This window comes from Rhizobium arsenicireducens, assembly GCF_964021225.1.
The window spans coordinates 2,768,140-2,792,574 of the sequence record NZ_CAXHYK020000001.1; the positions used below are offsets into that span (position 1 = coordinate 2,768,140).

Annotated in this window: 20 protein-coding genes; 7 read left to right on the top strand and 13 right to left on the bottom strand. The window is 61.5% G+C overall.

Going from position 1 to position 24,435, the window contains the following annotated elements; all coding sequences use genetic code 11:
• Positions 1-9: 9 nt before the first annotated feature.
• The 3 genes from ACWPVA_RS13810 to ACWPVA_RS13820 all read right to left on the bottom strand — a co-directional run bounded on the left by ACWPVA_RS13810 (position 10) and on the right by ACWPVA_RS13820 (position 3,214).
• A complete protein-coding gene (locus tag ACWPVA_RS13810; RefSeq protein WP_454288233.1) occupies positions 10-696 on the bottom strand; it encodes a restriction endonuclease subunit S in 687 nt (228 codons plus the stop codon).
• A complete protein-coding gene (locus tag ACWPVA_RS13815) occupies positions 693-2,528 on the bottom strand; it encodes a type I restriction-modification system subunit M (protein WP_454288234.1) in 1,836 nt (611 codons plus the stop codon). Before ACWPVA_RS13815 ends, ACWPVA_RS13810 begins: the two co-directional genes overlap by 4 nt.
• Positions 2,529-2,632: 104 nt before the next feature.
• Positions 2,633-3,214, bottom strand: coding sequence for a hypothetical protein (locus ACWPVA_RS13820; protein ID WP_454288235.1), 582 nt, complete (start codon positions 3,212-3,214; stop codon positions 2,633-2,635).
• A gap of 259 nt (positions 3,215-3,473) precedes the next feature.
• On the opposite strand from ACWPVA_RS13820, the gene ACWPVA_RS13825 reads away from it, so the two are divergent.
• The 3 genes from ACWPVA_RS13825 (at position 3,474) to rnhA (ending at position 5,758) form a co-directional block, all read left to right on the top strand.
• Positions 3,474-4,136 (top strand): recombinase family protein, encoded by a 663-nt coding sequence (locus ACWPVA_RS13825; protein WP_454288236.1) that lies wholly within the window; start codon positions 3,474-3,476, stop codon positions 4,134-4,136.
• A 329-nt stretch (positions 4,137-4,465) separates the two neighbouring features.
• Positions 4,466-5,107 carry a hypothetical protein gene (locus ACWPVA_RS13830; RefSeq protein WP_454288237.1) on the top strand — a complete coding sequence of 214 codons (642 nt, stop codon included), beginning with the start codon at positions 4,466-4,468 and terminating at the stop codon, positions 5,105-5,107.
• 129 nt (positions 5,108-5,236) lie between these two features.
• A complete protein-coding gene (rnhA, locus tag ACWPVA_RS13835) occupies positions 5,237-5,758 on the top strand; it encodes a ribonuclease HI (RefSeq protein ID WP_454288238.1) in 522 nt (173 codons plus the stop codon).
• A gap of 169 nt (positions 5,759-5,927) precedes the next feature.
• Here the strand turns inward: rnhA and ACWPVA_RS13840 are convergent, their stop codons facing one another.
• The 4 genes from ACWPVA_RS13840 to ACWPVA_RS13855 form a co-directional block, all read right to left on the bottom strand.
• Complete coding sequence (locus ACWPVA_RS13840) at positions 5,928-6,809, bottom strand: metallophosphoesterase (protein WP_454288239.1); 882 nt, start codon at positions 6,807-6,809, stop codon at positions 5,928-5,930.
• 430 nt (positions 6,810-7,239) lie between these two features.
• Complete coding sequence (locus ACWPVA_RS13845; RefSeq protein ID WP_454288240.1) at positions 7,240-7,929, bottom strand: DUF502 domain-containing protein; 690 nt, start codon at positions 7,927-7,929, stop codon at positions 7,240-7,242.
• A gap of 297 nt (positions 7,930-8,226) precedes the next feature.
• Positions 8,227-9,606: a GntP family permease gene (locus ACWPVA_RS13850; RefSeq protein ID WP_454288241.1), complete on the bottom strand. Its 1,380-nt coding sequence runs from the start codon at positions 9,604-9,606 to the stop codon at positions 8,227-8,229.
• A gap of 3 nt (positions 9,607-9,609) precedes the next feature.
• Positions 9,610-10,665 carry a patatin-like phospholipase family protein gene (locus ACWPVA_RS13855; protein WP_454288242.1) on the bottom strand — a complete coding sequence of 352 codons (1,056 nt, stop codon included), beginning with the start codon at positions 10,663-10,665 and terminating at the stop codon, positions 9,610-9,612.
• A gap of 261 nt (positions 10,666-10,926) precedes the next feature.
• Between ACWPVA_RS13855 and ACWPVA_RS13860 the strand changes: the two genes are divergently transcribed.
• Both ACWPVA_RS13860 and ACWPVA_RS13865 read left to right on the top strand, forming a co-directional pair.
• Complete coding sequence (locus tag ACWPVA_RS13860) at positions 10,927-11,829, top strand: DUF6030 family protein (protein WP_454288243.1); 903 nt, start codon at positions 10,927-10,929, stop codon at positions 11,827-11,829.
• 145 nt (positions 11,830-11,974) lie between these two features.
• Complete coding sequence (locus ACWPVA_RS13865) at positions 11,975-12,313, top strand: beta-lactamase hydrolase domain-containing protein (protein WP_454288244.1); 339 nt, start codon at positions 11,975-11,977, stop codon at positions 12,311-12,313.
• 96 nt (positions 12,314-12,409) lie between these two features.
• On the opposite strand, the gene galE is transcribed toward ACWPVA_RS13865, so the two are convergent.
• The 3 genes from galE to mscL form a co-directional block, all read right to left on the bottom strand.
• Complete coding sequence (gene galE, locus ACWPVA_RS13870) at positions 12,410-13,423, bottom strand: UDP-glucose 4-epimerase GalE (protein ID WP_454288245.1); 1,014 nt, start codon at positions 13,421-13,423, stop codon at positions 12,410-12,412.
• Positions 13,424-13,607: 184 nt separating this feature from the next.
• Positions 13,608-14,777, bottom strand: coding sequence for a pyridoxal phosphate-dependent aminotransferase (locus ACWPVA_RS13875; RefSeq protein ID WP_454288246.1), 1,170 nt, complete (start codon positions 14,775-14,777; stop codon positions 13,608-13,610).
• A gap of 165 nt (positions 14,778-14,942) precedes the next feature.
• The gene (gene mscL / locus ACWPVA_RS13880; RefSeq protein ID WP_454288247.1) at positions 14,943-15,368 is read right to left on the bottom strand and encodes a large conductance mechanosensitive channel protein MscL; all 426 of its coding nucleotides are present in this window, start codon (positions 15,366-15,368) and stop codon (positions 14,943-14,945) included.
• 217 nt (positions 15,369-15,585) lie between these two features.
• Here mscL and ACWPVA_RS13885 point away from each other — a divergent pair, with 217 nt between their 5' ends.
• Both ACWPVA_RS13885 and ACWPVA_RS13890 read left to right on the top strand, forming a co-directional pair.
• Positions 15,586-19,095, top strand: coding sequence for a PAS domain-containing hybrid sensor histidine kinase/response regulator (locus ACWPVA_RS13885; RefSeq protein ID WP_454288248.1), 3,510 nt, complete (start codon positions 15,586-15,588; stop codon positions 19,093-19,095).
• A 146-nt stretch (positions 19,096-19,241) separates the two neighbouring features.
• On the top strand, positions 19,242-19,706 hold the full coding sequence (locus ACWPVA_RS13890; RefSeq protein WP_454289594.1) for a BA14K family protein: 465 nt from the start codon (positions 19,242-19,244) through the stop codon (positions 19,704-19,706).
• Between the two features lie 104 nt (positions 19,707-19,810).
• Here ACWPVA_RS13890 and ACWPVA_RS13895 read toward each other — a convergent pair whose 3' ends face one another.
• The 3 genes from ACWPVA_RS13895 to ACWPVA_RS13905 all read right to left on the bottom strand — a co-directional run bounded on the left by ACWPVA_RS13895 (position 19,811) and on the right by ACWPVA_RS13905 (position 24,433).
• Positions 19,811-20,722: a YiiX/YebB-like N1pC/P60 family cysteine hydrolase gene (locus ACWPVA_RS13895; protein ID WP_454288249.1), complete on the bottom strand. Its 912-nt coding sequence runs from the start codon at positions 20,720-20,722 to the stop codon at positions 19,811-19,813.
• A 212-nt stretch (positions 20,723-20,934) separates the two neighbouring features.
• Positions 20,935-22,422 (bottom strand): pyruvate kinase, encoded by a 1,488-nt coding sequence (locus ACWPVA_RS13900; RefSeq protein ID WP_454288250.1) that lies wholly within the window; start codon positions 22,420-22,422, stop codon positions 20,935-20,937.
• A 250-nt stretch (positions 22,423-22,672) separates the two neighbouring features.
• Positions 22,673-24,433: a GH32 C-terminal domain-containing protein gene (locus ACWPVA_RS13905; protein WP_454288251.1), complete on the bottom strand. Its 1,761-nt coding sequence runs from the start codon at positions 24,431-24,433 to the stop codon at positions 22,673-22,675.
• Between the last annotated feature and the right edge of the window lie 2 nt (positions 24,434-24,435).

A 24,435-nucleotide genomic window follows, 5' to 3' on the forward strand; every position in this document is an offset into this window, starting at 1 on the left:
GATTGAAAGTCATGCGGTGTTCTCCACTTCAGCCAAGCTGCGGACATCTATCTGGCCGCTTACTGCTGTCGAGATCAGTGCCTGGCGCTTCTCCTTCAATAGGTTGATAAGTCGCTTCTGCTCCTCCAGCAGCGCATCAATCTTGGCGGTCTCGCGGTCGAGGAAAGAGGCAATGGCCCTCTGTTCGGCCAACGGGGGATAGGGGATCTTGATCTTCACTAGATCCCCGGAATTTATTGCCGGATAACTCACGCCAACAGAACGCGCGATAACCTCAGACACGAACGACTCTGCTTGAACCACATAACCGAGATACTCCGAGGTCACAGTTCGTGGTCGGAGAACCGCAAATCCAGTCGATACAATTAGATTCTCAGGTGGATCCACGACCGGTGCGATGGCTCGCAGATATGTTCGGACCGTTGACACCACGACATCGCCCGCTTGCACTTTTCGTCGCGCTCGCGAAGGTGCCTCGGAAAAGGTCATTTCGGTGACATCGGTGATCCCTACGCCAGCCGTAACGCCCGATATTTCCAGATAAACTATTTCTTTCTCCGGATCTGTCCCTTCGCCTAAGACCTCGTCGTTACATGTTGCAACTGCCCACAAAGGTGGGTGCTGCCATTGCTCAGGCAATTCTCCGAACCCTTTGTTCTCAGCGTTGTTGCATTGACGGTCGGTCGGTTCGTTCATGCTGCCAGTTCTCCAATCATTGCCATAATCCTGGCCGTCACCTGCTTCAGATCTGCATCGATCTCATCGAGCGGTCGCGGCGGCTCGAAGACGTAGAAGTGACGGTTGAACGGGATCTCGTAGCCAACCTTGGTCTTCTCGTGGTCGATCCAGGCGTCGCCGGCGTGAGGCAGAACCTCCCGGGCGAAATAGTCCTCGACCTGCTCTGCCAGCGGCACGTTCTCGGTATGGCGAAGCGAGCTATCCGCCTGTGGCTGGCCCTTGGCCTTGCCCCGCGTTCCGACCACGACCTTCCCCTGTTCGTCCAGCAGCGGGCGTTCCACCGTGATGGTGCGATAGCCGAAGGCCTCGTTGGGGAATACCCGGGACAGCGGCGCAAGCTTGACCTTACCGCCCTCAGGCGCGACCGGCGGCGCGTCTCCTGCGGTCACGACTTCGCGTCCGATCTCCTTGCCGCTGGCATCGAGGACGGTCGCAATCTGAGCCTCGGTGAAGCTGCCGAACAGCCGGGTGATGGTGGCGATGTCCGCCTCGCCCATTTCCTTGCGCTTGGAGCCGAGGCTCTTGCGCATCTTCTGCCAGAAGGACGAGCCGTCGATCAGCTGGGTCTTGCCCCTACGGTGCGCTGGCTTGCGGTTGGACAGCACCCAGACATAGGTGGAAATGCCGGTGTTGTAGAACATGTCCGTCGGCAGCGCGATGATGGCTTCGAGCAGGTCGTTCTCCAGCACGTAGCGCCGGATCTCGCTCTCTCCACTTCCGGCCCCGCCGGTGAACAGGGGCGAACCATTGAGGACGATGGCAAAGCGGCTGCCGCCATCGACCGCCGGGCGCATCTTGGCAATGAGATGCAGCAGGAACAGCAGCGAGCCGTCCGACACACGGGGAAGGCCGGGGCCGAAGCGACCGTTGAAGCCCTTCTGATCGTGCTCGGCGCGGATCTCCTTCTCGACCTTCTTCCATTCGACACCGAAGGGCGGATTGGACAGCATGTAGTCGAACTTGGCGTCGGCATGGCCATCATCGGACAGGGTGTTGCCGAAGACGATGTTACTGACGTCCTGCCCCTTGATCAGCATGTCGGCCTTGCAGATCGCGTAGGATTCGGGGTTCAGCTCCTGTCCGTTCATAACCAGACGCGCCTGTTCGTTATGCTCGGCGAGATATTCCTCGGCAATCGACAGCATCCCGCCGGTTCCCGCCGTCGGATCGTAGATCGTGCGGACCACGCCCGGTTTGGACAGGATGTCGTCATCCTCGACGAACAGCAGATTGACCATCAGCTTGATGACTTCGCGGGGCGTGAAGTGCTCCCCGGCGGTCTCGTTGGACAGTTCGGAGAACTTGCGGATCAGCTCCTCGAAGACCAGGCCCATCTGGTGGTTGCTGACCTTGTTCGGATGCAGGTCGATCCGGGCGAACTTCTCGGTCACCTGATAGAGCAGCTTGGCCTTGGCCAGCCGGTCGATCTGGGCCGCAAACTCGAAGCTCTCGAAGATGTCGCGCACGTCAGCCGAGAAGCCCTGAATATAGGCGTAGAGGTTGGCCGCAATGTTGTCCTGGTCGCCCATCAGCATCGGCATATCGAGCTTGGAGATATTGTAGAAGGTCTGCCCGGCCTTGCGCAGCAGGAACGGCTCGGGGTTCACTCCGGCGGCGGTCTTGGCCTCGTATTCGGCCAGCACCGCGTCCTTGGTCGGCTCCAGAACGCAATCGATGCGGCGAAGCACGGTGAAGGGCAGGATCACCTTGCCGTAATCGGCTTGCTTGTAGTCTCCCCTGAGCAGATCCGCGACCGACCAGATGAATGCCGAAAGTGCCTGTTGGTTCATGCCCGTACCCCGTATGCGTGTGCTTCGTCCTTTATGGCCGTCGTCAACGGGTTGCACAAGGCGAGGCGGGTATTTCAGAGGTCGCGAATGTTTGGGCTACGCGGTCAGCGCCTGAGCGGCATGTCCTTCACAGCGGCATCGATCGCTGCCTCGTTAAGGTTCTGGTAGAAATGCGGGATACTGCGTGGACGTATCCCATGCGTATGTCGAATGCGCTTGACGTCCATCAGCAGTTGCCCGACGAGCCCCCCGAAATCTTCGTACCTACTGGAAATGCTGCCGTGGTCGCTGAGAGCGCCATCCAACTCGCCAGCCAGGTAACGCGCCTGGACCCCACATTTGATAGCCCCGTCGGACAGGGCTGGGCGATTGACCAGCAGCTCCAGGGTGTCTCTGCATCGCTGAAGCTCAAGCCGGTGAGTTCCAAGTCCCTTGGCGAAATTCGTCAAAGCTTCATGATCAATGTCTCGGCGCTTGATTGCGGAGGCCAGCTTGTCCCAAGTGATCAGCACATCTTCGGCACATGAAATTGTCTCGTGGGTCTGCTCCTTGCGCTGGGCTGTCCGCTCCCGTGCATCTCTGCTGACCTGCCACACACCCCAGAAGACTGCGGCGAATGAGGCGAAAGCGCCAACCCAAGACGCGAGCGCCTCATGTGAAATCAAAGTTCGAAGCAGGTCTTCCATTGTCCCCCCATGCCAATCAGCAACCGCTTTGTTACGCGAGCCTGAGTGGGATTTCCAGCGGGTCAAGCCTCGAGAATTTCTGGTGCAAAACTTCGTCCGACCCATCGGATATGCGGCAACGCACGGTTCCCCCCGGTGGGGTACCCTGTCTCAGGTCGACCGCTTTGTGATTGCGTCCCAATCGAATTTGTCAATCACAACGAACGTTGACATTAGACAAATCGCCTGAAATGCTCGCGCCATCACCGGAGATCGAGCCATGCAGCAATACGTCATTTACACTCGCGTCAGCACCGAGGATCAAGGCCGAAGCGGTCTCGGGCTGGAGGCGCAGGAGCGCGACATTGCCGTCTTCCTGGACAAGTTCTCTGAGGTCCCCTTCGAAATCATCGGCGAGTTCCGCGACGTCCAGTCCGGCAGCGATGCCGACCGCCCCGAGCTGGCCAAGGCTCTGGAGCTGGTGCGGCGGACCGGAGCCGAACTGCTGGTTGCCAAGCTGGACCGGCTGAGCCGCAAGGTCTCGTTCATCGCCACGCTGATGGATGACAAGCGGGTCAAGTTGCGGGTCGCCCAGATGCCTCAAGCGGACAAGTTCCAGCTGCACATCTACGCGGCCCTTGCCGAGCAGGAACGGACGTTCATTTCCGAGCGGACCAAGGCAGCGCTCAAGGCAGCCAAGGACCGAGGCGTCCAGCTTGGTGGCTTGCGCGACAAGACGATGAAGCGAAACGAGGCAATCCAGACCAAGGCCAATGCCGAGGCCGAGCGGCTCATCAGGATCATCGGTCCATTGAAGGCCTCTGGCCAGACCCTGAGCGCGATTGCCGAGACGCTGGACACGATGCTGGTCCCGACGTCGCGAGGCGGCAGGTGGACGGCCAAGCAGGTGTCGCGGGTCTTGGAGCGGGTCGAGGCCTCTTAAACCCGCCGCCCCCGCCGAGACCGGCAGCCAGATCGTCACAGTCCATCGTTGCCCGTCCAGGCTCTGCCGGATGGGGGCCACAATAGATGCTTTCGCCAAATCGTCTCGCTCACAACGAAACGCATTGGTCGAAGGCATGTCCGCGCCAGATGTCGATAACCTTCCCGTTCACAAGACGAGATGAAGGCACCCATCACCAGTGCTCCCGTGTGCGATCCTTCGACACCGGGCCCGCCACCAGACATCGCGACCATCCAGCAACAATGATCAAGAGGCGTTCGCCAATCCTACGGCGACGGCTCTCGCTTGGCGACAACAACAGGAGAAGAATGGAATACATAGAAGAGGTCATCGACCGTAAGACAGGTGAACTCGTCACCATCTCGAAAGGTGACTGGGTCACGATCACCGAGCTTGGGGAGCTGCATGGAATCGGACCACGAAAGCTCCGGGCTGTGCTTCGCCAACTCGGCTTCCTTCAGCTCGAATATGGCGGCAACATCCAACGCCACCGCCTCGCACCATGGATCACCCAGAGGGGCTGGGGCAAGCGACTGAAGCGTTCGGTCAAGGGAAGACATCAACCCTTCGATGTGGTCGGGCCAGATGCCCGGGCATGGATTGAACAACGCCTGCCCACGGCGCTTGCACAGCTCGAACTTGAGGTCTCCGATCAAGCCAGCCTTGCTCGCTCCGCCCTGGACGACTTCAAGGCTGAACGCAACTCCTATCGGGCTCGGCTCGGAAGCTGCGAAATGTCGGTCCAGGAAATGGTGTCCTGGCTGGCGGACCATTGGCCGGACCTCAGCCAATCCGAAGTGGCTTTGGTCTTGGATGTCAGCCAACAACTGGTCAGTCGGTTTCTCGGTTTACGGACCAAGCAGCTTCAGGAAGCCAAAGCTCGACGCGAGGCAAGGCCCGGGATCTCGACAGGCGAGGCCATTGAGATCGAACCCGTAGTGAACGCCTAGGCTCATTACTTAAGCCCACAACACCCCAGAAAATGACCGAGTAGCGCAAGCCCGGTCGACCCGGCCCAGCTTGGCACCATTCAGTGCCGGGCCATCAACCACGCAACCAGCAACAATCAAAGGAACCCCATGAACGTTGAAACCAAAAGCAAGAGCAGGATCCACGATGGCCGTCACTACCTGATCCACACGGACGGCGCGTGTCGTCCCAATCCCGGCCCAGGTGGCTGGTCTGCAATTCTCCAGCTGAAATCCGACGAAGACGTAATCAAGGAACTCGAACTCTTCGGGAGCGAGCCTGCCGAGACGACCAACAACCGAATGGAGATGATGGCCGCGCTGAAGGCTTTGGGCAAACTCCGGGAGAAGGACATCCCGATCATCGTTCGGAGCGACAGCAAATACCTCGTGGATGGAATGTCCAACTGGATGACAGACTGGAAGCGCTACGAATGGCGGGGCAACAAGGGGAAAGGTAAGCCAGTACGGAACCAAGACCTCTGGCAGGCACTCGACGCCATGACCTGCACACGGGGACCGATCACCTGGGAGTGGGTCCGAGGACATGCGGGCGATCGGCTGAATGAGAGATGCGACAGGCTCGCCAATCGGGCAATCGACAAGGCCATGAAGCTGGTAACCGCTGCCTGATCGAAGGATGCAGCTGGCCCCAACCGGGGTCGGCTGTGTTCACCCTCTTGGCTGCACATCGGTGTCGTGGTTACTCTGTCCAGAGACAAGTGCTCCTGACCTTGATCCTATCGCGCCGAGGGTCGCAAGACAGACGAGATGTCGGTTCTGATGTGTCTGGCGACAGCGGTCAGACGAGCAGAATGTTGTCATTGGTAAGATTGCTGCCACCTCGCCACAAATAAACGCAGGGACAATCCGGATAGTCCAGAGATGCCGCGTTGGGCGCTTCGATCCTTGGAATACCCGAGAGCTTGTAGTGCCCGACAAGAACCGGAGGAGCGGCTTGAGGGTATATCTCGTCGGAGATGCTTGGCGGCAGATCGTCCGGCGGCAATTCCGTGACGGAAGACACCGAAAGCGCCACATCACGCCAGGTTCGGCCACCTGCTCTCCACCAAGCCAAGCGCACTTCAGTCCGTCTGTGTTGTCTGGAATCCAAGAAGGACCGACCATCAGGAAGCGTCGCCTCCGGCCCCGAGACTAGGAGCTTGACCGCTCGCCCGAATGGCGTCGTCTCCCCGGCGATCTCCGGCAGATCCGCCAACTGAAGTCTTCCGTCCGGACGACGCTCGGCGACAACCGCGACAGCATCATCATTCCAGCAAGCGTGGACAAGGCGCAGACCTTCTACCTCAACCCATAGAGGCAACTTCAAGAACCACGAGGTCCAGTAAAGTGCTTCCGACGTTCCTATGCCGAAGCGCTCGATAAAGCTCTGGTGTTGATCCCGGTTGTTACCCGTATGGGCTCTGAGCGGCTGTCCGTCGCTGTCGGTCCGATGGAAGAGAATGGCATTCAGCTCATGGTTTCCCATAATCGTCACTGCATTGCCTTGTTCAACCAGCGTCCTCACAGTGGTCAGAACTTCAAAATCATCGGATGCTTCAGCACGAGGACCTGCATCGATCAGGTCGCCGAGGAAAGCAATTCTAGCGTCACCGGACTTGGCGGCGAGACTTCTATGGAGGCGACCGGGATCAGCGTGAAGATCGGGCACCACTTTGATCATTCGAGCACTCCAACCTCCCGCAATGCCAAGCCGCTACTGGCTCCAACCCGTCAAGCTTCCAGCTATAGCAGTCGTGTCGATTCGCGCAAATTGCGAGGCAGCGACCTCGGCTACACCTTCAAGCAGCTTGCAAATGCTACAGCGCCCTGCTACATCAGATTCTCCCAAGCGGACGCCAACCTATTGATTTAATTAGCAATGTGAGCCGAATTAAGAAATTTCGAGTCTCTCTAGCAGCACCACTTTTCCTTGTTTATTCACAAGGACTTAGCGCAAAATCAATGGGTTAAAGTTCCGTTTGCTACAGCACACTGCTACAGCGGAGCGATGAACGACACCGTTGGGACTGTGGTGTGCGGTTTGCCGAAATGCGTCTCTTTGCGCAATTTGGCCTCAAGCAACCGCCTGCAGTTCTCGAATAACCCCCGCTTCACTTTTTCGCGTCGCCGTCTGGCTTCGGGTAATATGCAATCGTTTCTGGTGCATTCGACCCGCCAGTGATGACAAAGCTAATTGCCTGATCGAAGGTCCAGTCGGTAAAGGTAATCTTCCTGACCGGCACGATTTCGATGTAGCCGGAAGTCGGGTTGGGTGATGTCGGAACATAGACCACGGCCAGTTCCTCGCCGGTCGCTTCGTCCTTCAACATGCGCGTCACCAGACCGATGGTCTTCATCTCGGGCGAGGGGAAATCAATCAAAACCACGCGGCGCTCCCCGCCATCGGTGGAACTTCCGGCCACAGTGAGGAAACGCTTCGTTGCCTGATAGATCCTTTCGACAAAAGGAATGCGGCCAATGATCCATTCGAAGATCAGGATCAATCGCTGCCCGATCACCCGGCTGGCACCCCAGCCCAACATCCACAGAAGACCCAGCACCAGAAGCGCGGCCAAGATGGATAGGAATGTTTCATTCTGAAGCCAGGCAGCCAGAACACGATGTTCCGGTCCAAGTGCTCGGGCGGCTCCCGTCACCCAAGGCCGTCCGACCCGGGCGAGCTGGCCAAACAAAAAGTCGAGGATGATCCAAGTGATCGCCAGTGGCGCTATTGTGAGCACACCGATCAGAATGTATCGCCCGGCAGATTTCATGCGGTGCGGTGTTTCAGATGAAGCCATGGCTGACGCTCCCCCACTTTCAAATCAACCGAGCAAAACTCGCCATTTGCATAAATACGATGTCTACGAGGTTTAAGAACGATAGACGACAAGGCCGAAGTCCACAGTCATGCAACAACCAAGTCCAGTATTTATCAGAAGACGGCAGGACTACGACGGCTAACGGTTTCCTTACAAGGACAAGGCGGCGTCAGATCAAGCTGGCCCAGCGTGGAACATGAAGGCTGTCGGGGCAATTGGCTCAGCCTCGAAAGATCAGAGCGACCCTTTCGCTACTGCTTGTAGATCCATACACCGTCAGAAACTGCCAAACGCTGTGCCCAGCGCCACCAGGACCACCAAAGCGAGCACAGGGATCGCCACGGCGACCACGAAAATGTCACGGTAGGCTTCCCGGTGCGTCAGACCGCAAATTGTCAGCAGCGTGATGACCGCACCATTGTGCGGCAGCGCATCCAGTCCGCCGGTCGCCACTGCAGTGACCCGGTGCAGAAGGTCAGGCGATATTCCGACTGCCTGCCCCATGTCCAAGTATGTCTCGCCGAGCGTCGAGAGCGCAATCGACATGCCCCCCGAGGCGGACCCCGTCATGCCCGCCAGAAGGCTGGTGCCGACAGCGAGCGAGACCAGCGGGTTGTCGCCACCCACGGTCACCACCCAGTCGCGGATCACGCCAAAGGCCGAAAGCGATGCGATCACCGCGCCGAAACCCACAAGGCTTGCCGTGTTGAAGATCGGCTTGAGCGCATCCTTGGCGCCTTCGTCCAATGTGGCAGCCAGTCCGCCCGCGAGCCGCCGCCAGTTCAACGCCACCAGTGCCAGCGACGCCAGCGTCAGTGCGGCGATGATCGACCAGACCCCGCGTAGCGCGCCCACATCCGTTGCGCCGAACTCGGGCTGGCCCAGATAGTCGGTGTCCATGGCCGGGATCAGCACGAAGGTGAAGGCGAGGTTCAGTGCCAGCACCAGCACCAGCGGTGCCGCCGCAACTGTCAGTCCGGGTGCCGAGCCGCCGTCCATTTTCGTGTCATCTTCCGACGCGCTGCCGTAGCCTGACCCCAGCGCCCGCGTGCGGTACTCCAGCCAACCCCATCCAAGCCCCAGCATCAGCGCCCCGGTGATGAGCCCAAGCCCCGGAGCGGCAAAGGGCGTCGTGCCGAAATAGGGCATCGGTATTGCGTTCTGGATTGCTGGCGTTCCGGGCAGCGCGGTCATGGTGAAGGTGAAGGCGCCAAGCGCGATGGTGGCCGGGATCAGCACCTTGGGCAGGTCCGCCTCGCGAAACAGCGCCGAGGCGATGGGCCAGACGGCAAAGGCAACAACGAACAGCGACACTCCGCCATAGGTCATCGCGGCACAGGACAGGATCACCGCCAGGATGGCGCGGTTTGGCCCCAGCCCGCGGATGATGCCGTCGGCCAGAACGCGCGCCGAACCTGAGGCCTCCATCAACTTGCCGAACACCGCGCCCAGCAGGAACAGCGGGAAATACTGGATGATGAACCCACCCGTGGCCTGCATGAAGACCTGCGTATAGCTGGCCAGCAGCGGGCCACCCTCGGCCAGCAACACCGCCAGCATGGCCATTGCCGGGGCCAGCAGAAGCAGGCTGAGCCCGCGATAGGCCAGAACCATCAGGGTGCCCAACCCCAAAAGGATGATGAAGATGCCGGTCATGATCTATACCGCACGGTTTGGTGCTGCCGCAGGATCATCAAAGAAGGCTGCCAGATCGAAAGACGACTCCCTGCCAATCTTGTCGAAATGCGCCTCCAGCCAAGCCTCGGCCCAGCCGCGTCCGCGTTCGAACAGCAGCCGTAGATAGGGCCATTCTGCGTTCATTTTGCTTGAGGCGGCCAGATCCTGCACCTCGGCATCAGTATGGATCAGGTGAATATGGGTTTGCCCCGCCGCGCCCAGATCGATGCCTTTCGTTGCCACGATTTGCTGCATCAGCGCAATGGCGCGCAACTCCTTGATGAGAGCGGTATTGAAGCTGATCTCGTTCACGCGGTTGATAATCTCGCGGGCCGAGGTGGGGGTGTCGTGGCGCACGATCGGGTTAATCTGAACGATCACGATATCGGGGCTGGCGGGGCTTGTCACCAGCGGCATCAGAGCAGGGTTGGCGCTAAAACCGCCATCCCAATAGGGTTCACCATCGATGACTACGGCCGGATAAAGCTGTGGCAGGCAGGCCGAAGCCATCACCGCGTCAAGCGTCACATCCCCGCGCGAGAAGATGCGTGACCGCCCTGTTCGGACGTGGGTGGCCGTGACATGGACAGAGATCGCCTTGCAGCGGTTCACGTTGTCGAAGTCTACTTGTCGATCCAGGAGGTCGCGAAGGGGATTGAGGTTCAGGGGGTTCATTTGATAGGGCGATATCGCCCGGCTCAACCCTTCAAAGAAAAGATATCCGGGCGAAGCATCAAGGCTGAAACGCCCCAGCATCCGGTCAAGCGGGCTGCGTTGCAATGGGGAAGTGATCGCCGCCAGGCTGATCGCGCGCCAGAAACTCTCAAGTGCTGCCCGCGCGCCGTCGCGCCCTCCGCGTTCAAACCCATCAGCCAGCACTGCGGCATTCATCGCACCGGCGCTGGTGCCGCTGATCTCGGCGATCTCAAGCCTGTCGTCTTCCAGTAGACGATCAAGGACGCCCCATGTCAGCGCCCCATGCGAGCCACCGCCCTGAAGCGCCAGATTGATCTTCTTTCGGGTGCCAGATTGGCCCATGTCGCCTCCCATGCTGCAATGCAGCAAGGATATCCGGAAAGGCGTTGAAGGGCAAGGATGACGCTGCCACGGCTGCGGCACAGGATCGTTGATCCATTCACCGGTGGCGTTGCAACGATCAGGCCCGGTACTGGAGGCCCCGCACGCTCGTGGTTTCGCGGCGGGGTCTGAGCCGGGGCGAGAAGGAGTGCAGGACAGGTATACGGCTCCCGACGAATCCGTGCCATAAGCACGATGCAACCGCACGATTAGAAGGTCCCAATGCCGAGCGGCGACGACAAGGATAAGAGTGGGCTCCGCGGCATTCGCGCCAAGCCCGCCCCGCCGAAGAAGAGCGCAATGCTTCTCTTCGCAGCTCTGCTTGCCGCCTTCACCTGCGCAATAATCGCCACCCTGCTGCTCGCAAACGACATGCGCAACCTGCGTATCCTGCTCGACCGCTACGACCTGGAATGGCTCATTGTGGAGACGCCGCCTCAGCCTCCCGGGACGCGCGCCGTGACGGGCCGGCGGCTCGCGGCGGTTCCCTTGACGATCCCCGCGCAATTCTTTGCCGGACCGGAGATGGCGGCCCTCGGCGCCTTCGTGCGAGAGGTGCGGGCCAACGGCGGCGAACTCTGTGCCGCCTTCCAGGCCGCCGGCGTGGACAATCAAGGCTGGCAACAGAGCCAATTCGACCGCAAGACCTTCGAGTGCCTGTCCGAGACGCTGCTACCGGCAAAAGCGGAAGGGGCGCAGAATGCCTCCTTCTTCTTTATCATCAAGGGCACCCCGGAGGGCGAAGTCAGTTCGATCCGGATGAAGCTCGTCGCGCCGGAGAACGCGGACGGCGAGACCGTGCATCGCCTGTTGATCAAGACACTCGAGCAGTTGATCGAAAAGACGCGATGGCTGGATCTCGCGCCCGCCCTCGCCAGCGCCGAGGCTCTTGCCGACTTCACTGCCGTGCGTTTCGGCCTTTCTTTCCGCTTTACCCACGAGTTCAGCGCGCCGCGCAGCTACAATCTCATCATCCTGCCGACCGTGAGAGAGCCGGCCGTCAGCCGCAGCCGCACCTATTTCGACTCGCCGCAATGGCTGAAGCTACCCGCCGTCATTGCCCGGCTGCCCGGATTTCTCCTGCCACATATTGTCGCAACGGCGCCGATGCCCTCCGCTCCGTGATGTCGGTGCTGGCGCTTGAATATACATATTGATATCATTATGTGTCGGTAAGAAAGCCTCGACTTAACCGCCGGCGGTGAAAGAACGCGCTGAGCGTCAGCCCCGAATGTTTGGTTACCGCCACTTGAACGAAGGAATCCATTCGATGCATATCCGCCCCGTCACGCGCAACTACCACGTCACCGGCCAGCTGAAGCCGGCCGATCTCGGTAAGGTCGCCGAGCAAGGCTATGCCGCAGTCATCTGCATGCGGCCGGACGGCGAGGGTTGGGGACAGCCGAAATTCTCGGCGATCGAGGAGGCGGCAAAGGCCGTGAATCTCAAGGTCCATTACCTGCCCGTTGGCGGCTCCGCCGTGCCGATGGAGCAGGCCCGCAAGCTGCGCGGACTGCTCAAGGAAACCGAGGGCCCGATCCTTGCCTTCTGTGCTTCTGGCGCGCGTTGCGCCGGCCTCTACCAGATGGCGGAACAGATCGGCGGCTGAGCGCTGCCGATCCGCAAAGGTAGAGAGCGAAGCCGTGCCACGCAGATGGGAATTTCTGCGCCTTGCGCAGAAGGGCACTCGCCGCCGGTCGTTTGATCAGCGTACGTTGGGGCGCGGGCCCCGGGATGTATCGGGGGAGAGGCGCTCTTCCCAAGCCAGGGCCGTCTTGATCATGAGATCGAGATCGGCGTAGCGCGGCACCCAGCCGAACTTCTGGCGAGCCAGCGCAGGGTTGGCAACGATAAAGGCCGCGTCACCGGCGCGGCGCGGGCCATGATCGATCGTAAACGAGCGACCCGAGACCCTAGCAACCGCGTTCAGGACATCGAGCACCGAATAACCCGTACCATAGCCGCAATTGGCGACCAGCGACGGCTCACCGCGGCGGAGATAGGCGAGTGCCTGCAGATGCGCATCAACCAGATCGCTCACGTGAATATAGTCGCGCACGCCCGTGCCGTCAGGCGTGGGATAGTCGTTCCCGTAAACCGAGACCGAGGGCCGCTTGCCGAGAGCCGTCTCGCAGGCGACCTTGATCAGATGAGTCGCGCGGTCGGTCGATTGGCCGGCCCGCCCCTCCGGATCGGCGCCGGCAACATTGAAATAACGCAGCGCGACGTAACGTAGACCATGGGCTTGCGCGGTGTCACGCAGGATGAGTTCGCTCATCAGCTTGGACTGACCGTAAGGGTTTTCCGGCAGGACAGCATCTGTTTCCTTGACCGGCTCTGCGACCGCAGGCGTTCCGTAGACAGCGGCGGTCGACGAGAAGATGAACTTGTCGATCCCGGCCTTCACTGCAGCAGACAATAGCGCGCAGGTATTGCCCGTATTGTTTTGGTAATAGGCCAGCGGATTGGATACCGATTCCGGCACGACGATCGATGCGGCGAAGTGAATGATCGCCTCGATCTCGTTCTCCGCAAAAATCTGCGCCAAGAGCTCGGCATCGCCAACATCGCCGAGATAGAACCGCGCTTCAGGCGCGACCGCCCAGCGGAAACCAGTCGACAGCCGGTCGATCACCACCACGTCCTCGCCCGCATCCAGCAGAGCCCAGACCATGTGGCTTCCGATATAGCCGGCCCCACCCGTCACCAAGATCGCCATGTTCGCACCTTCCGCAATTTTCTTACAGGGATGAACCTAGGCAATCTCACATGGGACATTGCCCGCCAGACATAGACCTTTTTTATACTGATAACACTCAATTCCAAACCTGGAAAAGACCGCATCGCGGCCTTCGCCACATCCATCGACCGGGGCGAAGGACCGAGCGCCCCGATGACGGCCGTCAGAGCGCCAGGATGTAGCGGCATAGACGGTCAGCGGCTTCCTCGATCTGCTTCGGATCGCGCAGGAAGCAGGCGCGCAGGAAGCTCTCCCCGCCCTTGCCGAAGGCCGATCCCGGCGCGAGCGCCACGCCGGTGCAATCGACAATGTCGAGCGCCGCCTGGCGGCTATCGGTGATGCCGTCGATCTTGAGGAAAGCGTAAAGTGCCCCATCGGGCTTCAAGGTCTCGACACGGTTGGTGGCGATGAGCGCATCGCAGAGCAGATCGCGCGACGTCTTCGCGCGTTCGAAATTCTCGCGAACGAAGTTGTCGCCCTGGTCGAGCGCGGCCACCGCGCCGCGCTGCATGAATTGGGCGACGCCGGAGGTGGAATATTGAATGAGATTTTCGAAGACCTGGCCCGTTTCCGGCGGCGCCACGATCCAGCCCACCCTCCAACCGGTCATCGACCAGTTTTTGGAGAAGGAGTTGGCGAAGATCACCCGGTCGCCCTCGACCATCACATCCATGAAGGACGGCGCGCGGTGTCCGCCGCCGTAGTAGTAGAGCGCATAGATCTCATCGGCGAGGATCCACAGGCCGTGGCGGCGGGCCAATTCGAGAATGGCCTTGAGGTCCGCATGCGTCGCCGTCCAGCCGGTCGGATTGGAGGGCGTATTGATGAACATGCCACGCGTCCTCGGAGTGACCGCCTTTTCCAATAACTCCATGTCGAGCGTCCAGCGACCATTGGCGAAGGTCAGCGGAACGCCGACCGAGCGGCCACCGGCAAGGTCGATGGCTGAGACGATGTTGGGCCAGGCCGGCGATAGATAGATCATCTCGTCGCCTGGCTCGGTGATCGCCTGGACGCTGAGCGCGATCGCCTGCATGCCCGAGCTGGTCACGTAGAAATGCTCGGACGAAAGCTCGACGCCGAAATGGCGGGCATAGTAGCGCGACAGCGCTTCGCGCAATTCGGGAATGCCACGCTGCCAGGTGTAGAACGTTTCGCCACCGATAAGCGCGTCGCTTGCCGCGCGATTGATGAAATCGGGGCTAGGGAGGTCGCCTTCCCCCGCCCAGAGCGGCAGAAGACCGTCGCGCCCACGGGCGTAATTGATGATCTCGACGATCCCGCTTTCCGGTGCGGCAAGGGCCCGCGGGCTGAGATCCTTCACAAGCGACATGGACAAGCCTCTCCAGTTCGGCAATTGTTCAAAAACAGTGGTCTAGCCGATTGCGCCGGGAAAATCCCATGACAATCCGTGAGGGCAGAATCGATTTTGGTGATGGATACGCGAACGCCCGCCCCCGGCACTGCCGGGAGGCAGGCCTCCATACGGTTGCCGAGGTCAACGCGTTTTCAACAGATCGCGGATCTCGGTCAGAAGCTGGACGTCGGCCGGCGGCGGGGCGGCTTCGGCCTCCTTCTTCTCCTGCTTCTCGAGCGAGGCGCGCAGCGAATTCACGCCCTTGACCATGAGGAAGATGATCCAGGCGAGGATCAGGAAGTTGATGATGACGGTGATGAAATTGCCATAAGCGAAGACGGCGCCCTGCTCACGGGCTGCGTCAAGCGAATTCGCCGTCACGTTCGAGGTCAGCGGCAGGAAATAGTTGGAGAAATCGAAGCCGCCGAACAGGACGCCGACCAGAGGCATGACGATGTCCTGGACAAGCGAGTTGACGATCAGGCCGAACGCGCCGCCGATGATCACCCCAACTGCGAGATCCATGACATTGCCACGGGCGATAAAGGTCTTGAACTCGTTCAGCATACCCATCTCCTTCAAAAAATCGACAAGCTGCGCTCATCTTCATCCTAGCGTCCCGCCGTGTCCATGAATAGCGAAACCTCATTCATTCGAAAACAGCGAAATTGCGTGGCCTTCCGCTCCTCGTTCGACTTAAGATCAACATTCAACATGATTTTAAAAGGCGACGACTTCCCCTAAGGTTCCCCGCTCAATGGAACGCCGTCAATGAGGAGTAAGCGTGCTTCCAGGATGGGTCATCTTCGCCTCGGCCTTCGCCTATCTGCTGCTATTGTTTGCGGTGGCTAGCTACGGCGACCGCAAGAGCCGCGCGCATGGCGTGCCCGAGAAGGGCCGGCCGATCGTCTATGCGCTCAGCCTTGCCGTCTATTGCACCTCCTGGACCTATTTCGGCGGGGTGGGTCTGGCTGCCGAACATGGCCTCGAATTCACTGCCATCTACATCGGCCCCATCCTGATGTTCACGGTCGGCATGCCGGTCGTCCGGCGGATCATCGATCTCGCCAAGGCGGAGAAACTGACGTCAGGCGCTGACTTCATCGCCGCCCGCTACGGCAAGAATCCGATCGTCGGCATGCTGGTCACGATCATCTGTCTCGTCGGAACCATCCCCTATATCGCCCTGCAGCTGAAGGCAGTATCCAGCTCCGTTGCCGCCATGGTCGACCCGACGGAATACGGCATCGGCACGGGCAACCTCTATTTCATCGACCTGCCGCTGGTCGTCGCCTTCGTGCTCGCCTGCTTTGCCGTCGTCTTCGGTACACGCCACACCGATGCCACAGAACACCAGGATGGCCTGATCCTCGCCATCGCCATGGAATCGGTGGTCAAGCTCGTGGCGTTCTGGACGCTGGGCATCTACGTCGTGTTCTTTCTGTTCAATGGACCGACCGACCTGTGGCAGAAGGCGACCGAAAACGAAGCCGTCATGACGGCATTGTCCTATCAAACGCCGCTCAGTCGGTGGATCCTGCTGATCGCCCTGTCCGCCTTTGCGATCATTATGCTGCCGCGCCAGTTCCATGTCACGGTCGTGGAGAACCGGACCAGTCGCGAGTTGAAGCTCGCGGGCATCCTGATGCCGCTCTATCTGGTCGCCATCAACATCTTTGTCCTACCCGCGGCGATCGGCGGGATCATGACCTTTTCCGGCAGCGGCGATGCCGACCTCTACGTGCTGTCCCTGCCGCTGCACAACGAGATGCCAATCGTCTCGCTGATCACCTTCCTCGGTGGCTTCTCTGCCGCGACCGCCATGGTCATCGTCGCCTCGGTGGCGCTGGCGATCATGGTATCGAACGACATGATCCTGCCGATCTTCCTCCGGCAGAAGCTGCTGACGAGGCCGAGCCACCGCGACGATTTCGGCAAGACCCTGCTGCACATCCGCCGCTCGGCGATCTTCGCGGTGATGCTGCTCGGCTACGCCTATTACCGCTCGGCCGACAATACGACCGGTCTGGCCTCCATCGGCCTGCTGGCCTTCGCGGCAATCGCCCAGATCGCCCCTTCCTTGTTTGGCGGACTGTTGTGGCGCCGGGCCAACGCCCGCGGCGCGATCGCCGGTCTGTCCTCCGGCATCTTCGTCTGGGCCTACCTGTCCTTCCTGCCGAGCCTTGGAACCCAGGACAATTCGCAGATCGCCTCCTCCATTCTCGGCTTCCTCTTTCCCGGCATCACCATGTTCAGTCCGGAACATGCGGATCCCCTGGTCAATTCGACGCTGCTCAGCCTGCTGATCAACACGGCTGCATTCATCATCGGTTCGCTCAGCCGCAATCCCCGCCCTGTCGAGCGGATCCAGTCGGGCATTTTCGTCAAGCGCCATCCGCGGACCCAATTCGCCACCCGCGGCTGGAAGACCCGGGTGACCGTCGGCGACCTGAAGGCCGCCATCGCCCGCTATCTCGGCGACGAACGCATGATGCGCTCCTTCCGCTCCTACGAGCAGGCCGCCGGCCGGCGGCTGGACGACGACAGCCCCGCCGACATGGCCTTCATCCATTTCTCCGAACAGTTGCTCGGCAGCGCGATCGGCTCGTCGTCGGCACGGCTCGTCCTATCGCTGATCCTGCAGAAGGCGGAGGATACCTCCGCCGACACCGCCTGGCTTCTCGACCAGGCCAGCGAAGCCCTCCAATACAATCAGGACATGCTGCAGACTGCGCTGGCGCAGATGGATCAGGGCATCGCCGTGTTCGACGCGAGCAACCGCCTGACGATCTGGAACCGCAGGTTCCGCAGCCTGCTGGACCTGCCCGAGCATGTCGGCCAGGTGGGCTTCCCTCTTAGCGAGATGATCGCGATCCTGGCGCAGCGCGGCGACGTCCCGGCGGCTGAGCAGGCGCAGCTCGTGCGGCGATTCCACCAGTTCGACAAACCGTTCCGCCTGGTTACGGCGGCCGGGGAGCGCATCATCGAGGCGCGCTGCAATCCGATGCCCGACAAGGGTTTCGTCGCGACCTTCACCGACATCACCAGCCAGGTGGCGGCCGACAAGGCCTTGAAGCAGGCCAACGAGACGCTGGAACAGCGCGTTGGAGAGCGCACAGCGGAGCTCACGCGGGTCAACCATGCGCTCGCGGAAGCGCGCGCGGCCGCCGACGAAGCCAATATCGGCAAGACCCGGTTCTTCGCCGCCGCCGGCCATGACATCCTCCAGCCGCTCAATGCGGCCCGCCTCTATTCATCGTCACTGGTGGAACGGCTGGGCGATTCGGCCGACAGCTCCATGGTGCGCAACATCGATTCCGCGCTGGAATCGGTCGAGACCATCCTTGGCGCCGTGCTCGATATTTCCCGGCTGGATACCGGCGCGATGAAGCCGCGGCTGGCGCCGGTGCCGCTTCAGGGCTTGCTCGAGCGCATCGAAACTGACTTTGCACCGATCGCGCGCGAAAAGAACCTCAAGCTTATCGTCATGCCGACCTCACTCACGGTGCGGTCCGATCCCAATCTCCTTCGGCGCCTGGTGCAAAACCTCGTATCCAACGCCATCAAATACACCCCGTCCGGACGCGTACTCGTCGGCGCGCGGCGCAAGGGCCAGGAAGTCGTCATCCAGGTCATGGACAGCGGCATCGGCATTCCTTCGTCGAAATTCCGTACCGTATTCAAGGAATTCGCCCGGCTCGACGAGGGCATGCGCACCGCTTCCGGCCTCGGCCTCGGCCTTTCAATCGTCGACCGCATTGCCCGTGTACTCCATCACCCGGTGCAGCTCTTCTCCAAACAGGGCAAGGGCACCACGTTCCGCGTCGTCATGCCGCTCGACAAATCGGCACCGGTAGCGGCCTCGCCGTCGGATCTGCCAGCTGGCGGCAAGGGCGCCGTGCCGCTCAAAGGCCTGCGGGTTCTCTGCATCGACAACGAACCCAACATCATCGAGGGTATGGAACTGCTGCTCTCCGGCTGGGGCTGCACCGTCATCTCGGCAGGCTCGGTCGAGGCCCTGGACGGTGTCATCGCGGCAAACAAGTTGCCGCCCGACGTCATCGTTGCCGATTACCATCTCGGCGATGGAAGCGGTATCGGCGCTATCCTGCGTTTGCGGGCGCTCTATGAGAGCGACGTTCCGGCCCTCCTCATCACCGCTGATCGCACGGCAGAGGTCAGGGCGGAAGCGGAGCGGCAGAATATCGCCGTGCAGCACAAGCCTGTCCGTCCAGCGGCCCTTCGCGCCTTCATCACCCAGGTCTCGGGAGGCAAGAGAGACGCGGCCGAATAGCCCTCGGCGTAGTTGACACATATCAATGCGCAAGGATCGCGTTCCAGCGAAGCTGTATTTGTCGGAAAAGGTTCCGGCCTAGTCCCAGACTGGCGATAGCCATTCCTGTGAGGAGGACTGAGATGGATAGAAAAGCCTGGCGGGCGATGGTCCTCGGGATCGCTTGCCTGGTCGGTATCACTCCGGCCACAGCAACATCCGTTGTGCATCCGGTTTACGGTGGCGCTGCGAAGGAAACATCACATACCGGCGCCTTCCTGCCGTCCGCACCGGTCGGCGAGAGCGAAGTCCTGCTGGCACAATGGGCGCCGCCACCTCCACCCCCATCTGGATGGCGACCGCCGCCACCTCCGCCGCCGCCAGGCTGGAGACCGCCGCCACCACCTCCGCCACCGGGTTGGAGACCGCCTCCGCCCCCGCCACCAGTGTGGAGACCCCCTCCGCCCCCGCCACCGGTTTGGAGGCCCTTGCCGCCCCCTCCACCGGTCTGGGGCTCAAGTTCCGCACACGTTCGCTGGTGCATGAATCGCTATCGATCCTACAACCCGCGGACCGACACCTACCTGGGTTTTGACGGGCGTTACCATCGTTGCAGAAGCCCCTACCGCTGAGGCAATGGGTTGGCGGGCACCTCAATAATGGCCGTCGCATCATCGAATGCGGCGGTCATACTGTCTCGTGAGACCGCTTCCGCTCTGCCTGTGCCGCTCGTCGGTCAGCGCGTTAGGGCAGCAATCTGCGGCGGACGCTCGGGCGTGGACCATGCAGCGCGAAGATCCTGCTCCACCATGTCACGGCCCAACATCTCCCAACTGTCCCGTCCGGCCCGCACATAGCGCACAAAGGCGAACCCGGTGCGTCCACGCAGGGCGGCGGCCACGACTTCGTCCGGCAGGATGAGCCGCCGGTCATAGACACGGCGCGCCGGCAGCCGCATCTCCGGCAGCACCGTGTGGACCAGTTCCGTGCAGAAGGTGCAGGCGGAGGTGTCGAGATCGAAATAATAGTCGAAGGGCATGCCGACGCGTTCGTAGAACCCCGTCAATGCCTGCCGCCGACGGGCGGTGCCGAGGCCGGTCGGCCGCAGGAGCGCAATGGCATCCGCATCCAGTGCGGCGGGCGCCGTGGAAAGATGGACCCCCTTGTTGTCCGCCTCGATGAACAGCGCGCCGCCGCGGATCGCCGCATGGTGTTTCCGGACCGCCGGATGATCCCACACGCCCGCCCGGCGCAACTGGCTTTCCGTCCCGACATAAATAGCCACGTGACCGAAATGGCCCGGGATAGCATGTCCCGAAAGGCGCCCCTTGTTGCTCACCGCAATGATATCCAGCGGCCGAAGGTCGGCAAGGATGGCGTCGATCGCGGATTCATGGCGCAACAGATTACCCTTGCGCCAGACGAGAGCCGCGACCATCTGGCCAATAGTGGGCGCAAACGGCTCTGCCAGGGCAACCAGGCCCTTCGGGTAGCGCTCGGGCTTCTGGCAGCAATCGCCGAGCCCAAGGTTGGCGAACTGCGGCGCCGGCGTTTCCGCCTTGGGGACCGTCGTGCAGGCGGAAGCGACGAGCATCATCGAGATCGCAAGGGCGCGCGTCGCCCACCGATAGAACGTGTCAGGCGCCATCGGCAAGCCTTCGGCAAGCGGCGCACATGGCAAAGCGGCGCGAAAAAATCATTGTCATGCAGAAACCAGGCCTGTCCCACCCTTGCACGAACCCAGATCCGTGCTCCGGCACCCTTCATTCAATCCCATGCAGATAACTAATCCGGCGCGCGCCGCAAATCAATCGTCGGAGCAGGCAGGATTGCCGCCGCAGAATTTGCGGTGTCGGTGGATCACCAGGATTTCAGCGCCCTGAGAGTCGGCGTCTTCTTGAACATGTGCTCGTCCATGCGGGCAAGCAGGCGGTCGAGCAATTCGACGGCCTGGCCGACGGCCGGTCCCTTGTTGAGCATGACACATTCCGCCCGGGCGGCCATGGCCGCATCGGTCATCTCGCCACGGGTTGGAATCCCTTCCCGCACCAGGTCCTCGAGCACCTGCGTGGCCCAGACAGCGGGAACGGAGGCCGCCTCGCTGATCCACAGGATCTCCTCCTGCATTTCCGCCAGCCGTTCAAAGCCGATCTCGGCGGCAAGGTCGCCGCGTGCGATCATCACACCGAAGGGACCGCGTCGGCGCGCCCGGGCGATCAGGGCCGGCAGATTGCGCACCGCCTCAGGCTGCTCGATCTTGGCGATCAACCCAAGCGTTCGGCCGGCCATACCGTGGTGCGCCAGCATGTCGTCGAGCAGATCGATGTCTTCCGGGCGGCTGACGAAAGAGTAACCGATCGTGTCGGCGCACTCGATCACGGTGACGAGATCGGTCTCGTCCTTGGCCGTCAGCGGCGAAAGGCCGAGTGCGGTGTCGGGCAGGTTGATGCCCTTTTCCGGCTTCAGTTTCGTGCCGCGGGCCTTGGTCTTCTCGACCCGGATCACCGCCTCGCCGTCTCCTAAGCTTTCCACCAGTGCTTCCAGCTTGCCGTCGTCATAGCGCACCCGATCGCCGATCGAAAGGCGCGTCACCATTTCAGGCAGTGAGACGCCCGCCGAATAGAGCACCTCAGCACAGGTCCTAGGTAAACCCGAGGCCACGAGGCGGATCCTGTCTCCTGGCTGGAGCCGCGATTTCTTGTCGGGCATCTGCACGGCAGCTGTGCGGATCTTCGGGCCGGCAATGTCCATCAGCACGGTGATGTCGCGGCCCGTCGCGGCACCGGCGGTACGCGCGAAACCGGCCATGGCGCGCCACGCGTCTGGCCCGTCATGCGCGCAATTGATCCTTGCTACGTCCATGCCGCGCCGGGCAAGGTCCAGGATGAAGTCCGGGCCTTCCGCCGCCTCGCTCGGCAGCGTCACCATGATCCGCGTGCGCCGGTTCGCCGGCGGCCGGCCGAACAGGGCTGCCGACGCCTCTTCGAGCCGCGCCTCGCCGAGGAAGAAGTCCTCCGAGGACATCGCCACCGGGCTCTCAACGCCGGCAAGGGCGGCCAGCGCGACGATGACGGCATCCAGCGTCGGCAGAACGCGACTTTCGAGGCGGCCGAGCGACGACAGCCCGAACCGCATCAATCGGCGCTGGAGCGGGCGGAGGTCATGGTGGCGCAGGCTGAGATAGTGGGCCAGGTTGACGAGTGCGGGGTCGGCATGCGCGACATCGCCGCCTGTGAAGCTCTCGCTCAACGGCGTTGCCGCCTGAATGACCGTGGCGCGCAGCGCCAGCATTTCCTCGAGCAGAGCGGTGGCTTGCAGCGTCTCTTGACGGAAATCCTGGCTGTTCATGCGCTACGTCCCCTGTTGCCTCAATGTCCTGCCGTCGAGCGCATGATGCGCGCCTGCCCATGGGCATATCGGAGCCGAACTGCCATTGATTCTAACCAACGCACTTGACCGATATGTGACGGGTGTCATTCGTGCCGACTTGCCAGCGGACGGCGGTGCCCCTTGCTGCCTCCGGCCGATAGAGCCGAGCAGGAGTCCGCTCTGAATTAGCCGTTCGAGCATTCGCCGGCTGCGGCGATGCTCAACCCGTTTAGAGGCGCAGCGCCCAGACCATCGCTTGACTGACGGTGTCTGCCGGCGCTGAAAGCCGTGCCGAACGGACGGGATCGAAGCCAGTAATCCGCTTGGTGCCGGCGAACCGACCATCATCGGCGAAGACCTCGATCGATCCGTAGTCGAGGAAAATGCGCAGCCGCCGCACCCGAGCGCCTTCGACGATATAGCGCGGATGGTCGGCGCCCGGGCTTTCATAGCGCAGCCAAAGCCCCGTTTCGTCCTGGACAAGGCCGAGGCCGACACCCGGATGCTCGAGTTCAAGGTCGAACGGCACGCCAGCTTCGGAGAATTCGATCAGAAACTCGACCGCACCGTTCGAAAACGTCACCCTCTCGCCCGCCGCCAGGCGCGTTCGGTCAAGCACATGGCTGCGCAAACCCTCCGCCGCCTCGATCGGCGGCGTGAGCAACTGCCCATCCTCTAGCCTCAACGTGCGCGGAAGGGTCATCGCCGAGGGGAAGTCGATGGTCGGACCGGTATCGGCCCAATTGCCGAGCCAGCCTATGCCCACCGGCGTGGTGCCGTCCATGAAGGCCTGGAAGGCATAGTTGTCGGTGCCGAAATCAAGTTCGCGCGTGAACTCGCGGGAAAAGGTCCGGCCATCGAACCAGCCGACGTCGACCAAGGTCAGGTTGCGGCGCCCGGTCCGCTCGTCCTTGCCGTTCATCAGGCCGTAGCTCAAGGCCCAGCGCGTCGCGGGGTCCGTCGCCTCGCCGTCAAGCGGCAGAAGGCATGGGCATTCGATCGCCGTCGTCTGGTGGCGGGTCTCGATCAGCAGCTTGCCGAGATAGGTCCAACCTCCGGCCGCCTGTGTATCTTCGGTTTCGTAGAGCAGGATCACGCCGCCTTCGACGCTCTGGCTGCCAAGCAGCATCTTCCAGCGCCCATCGGGCCCCCTGAATACATAAGGGTCGCGGAAATCGAGCGTCAGTCCCTCCCCTTCGGGCCGATGCGGGAGAATGACCGTCGCTTCGCCGGCGGTGAACAGATCGGCAGAGACCGCCGACATCTGGATCTCCTGTTCGGGCATCCGGTCGCTCACCTTCTCGGTGAAGAAGACCCGGATGCCCGGGCCGCTCGGGAGCGGAATTGCCGAGCCCGAAAACGCGCCGCCGCGCTTGTCAGGCCGGGCGACGACTTCTTCCGAAGGGAAGAGGAAAACCGGCAGATGACGCCAGCGCAGATAGTCGGACGAAACCGCATGGCCCCAGTGCATGTTGTTCCACATCCGCCCGTGCGAATAATGCTGGTAGAACAGGTGCGGCCGCCCGCCGAAACGCCCGAAACCGTTCGGGTCGTTCATCCAGCCGAAGGGCGGACGGAAATGATAGGAGGCGGGCAGATTGGGCGCGGCATTGGCCGGGTTGGTGTGCAGCACCGTGATCCCGGTCTCCAGCACATCGGCGGCAGTAAACCAGTAGGCGACCGAAACCGAGGTCTCTGCTGTGTCATAGCGAAGCTCGATGTGCCCGCCGCCGAACACGTGGGAAATGCGGAAGGAATTCTCCTCGGCATTGGCCACCTGGACCTCGCCGAACTTGCCGTTGGCGCTGAAGAGCGAAACTGAACCGGGCGTTCCCGGGTTAACGGCCTTCAGCCAGAGATGCAGGGTGGCATTGACCGGAAGGTCGGCGGAGATCACCCGCTGGGTGTCAGTGTCGCCCTCCCGTGCTAGGCCGTTTTGCCAAATTGCCTCACCGGCCCGGTCCGGGGTATCGCCATTGTCCGCCGCCATGG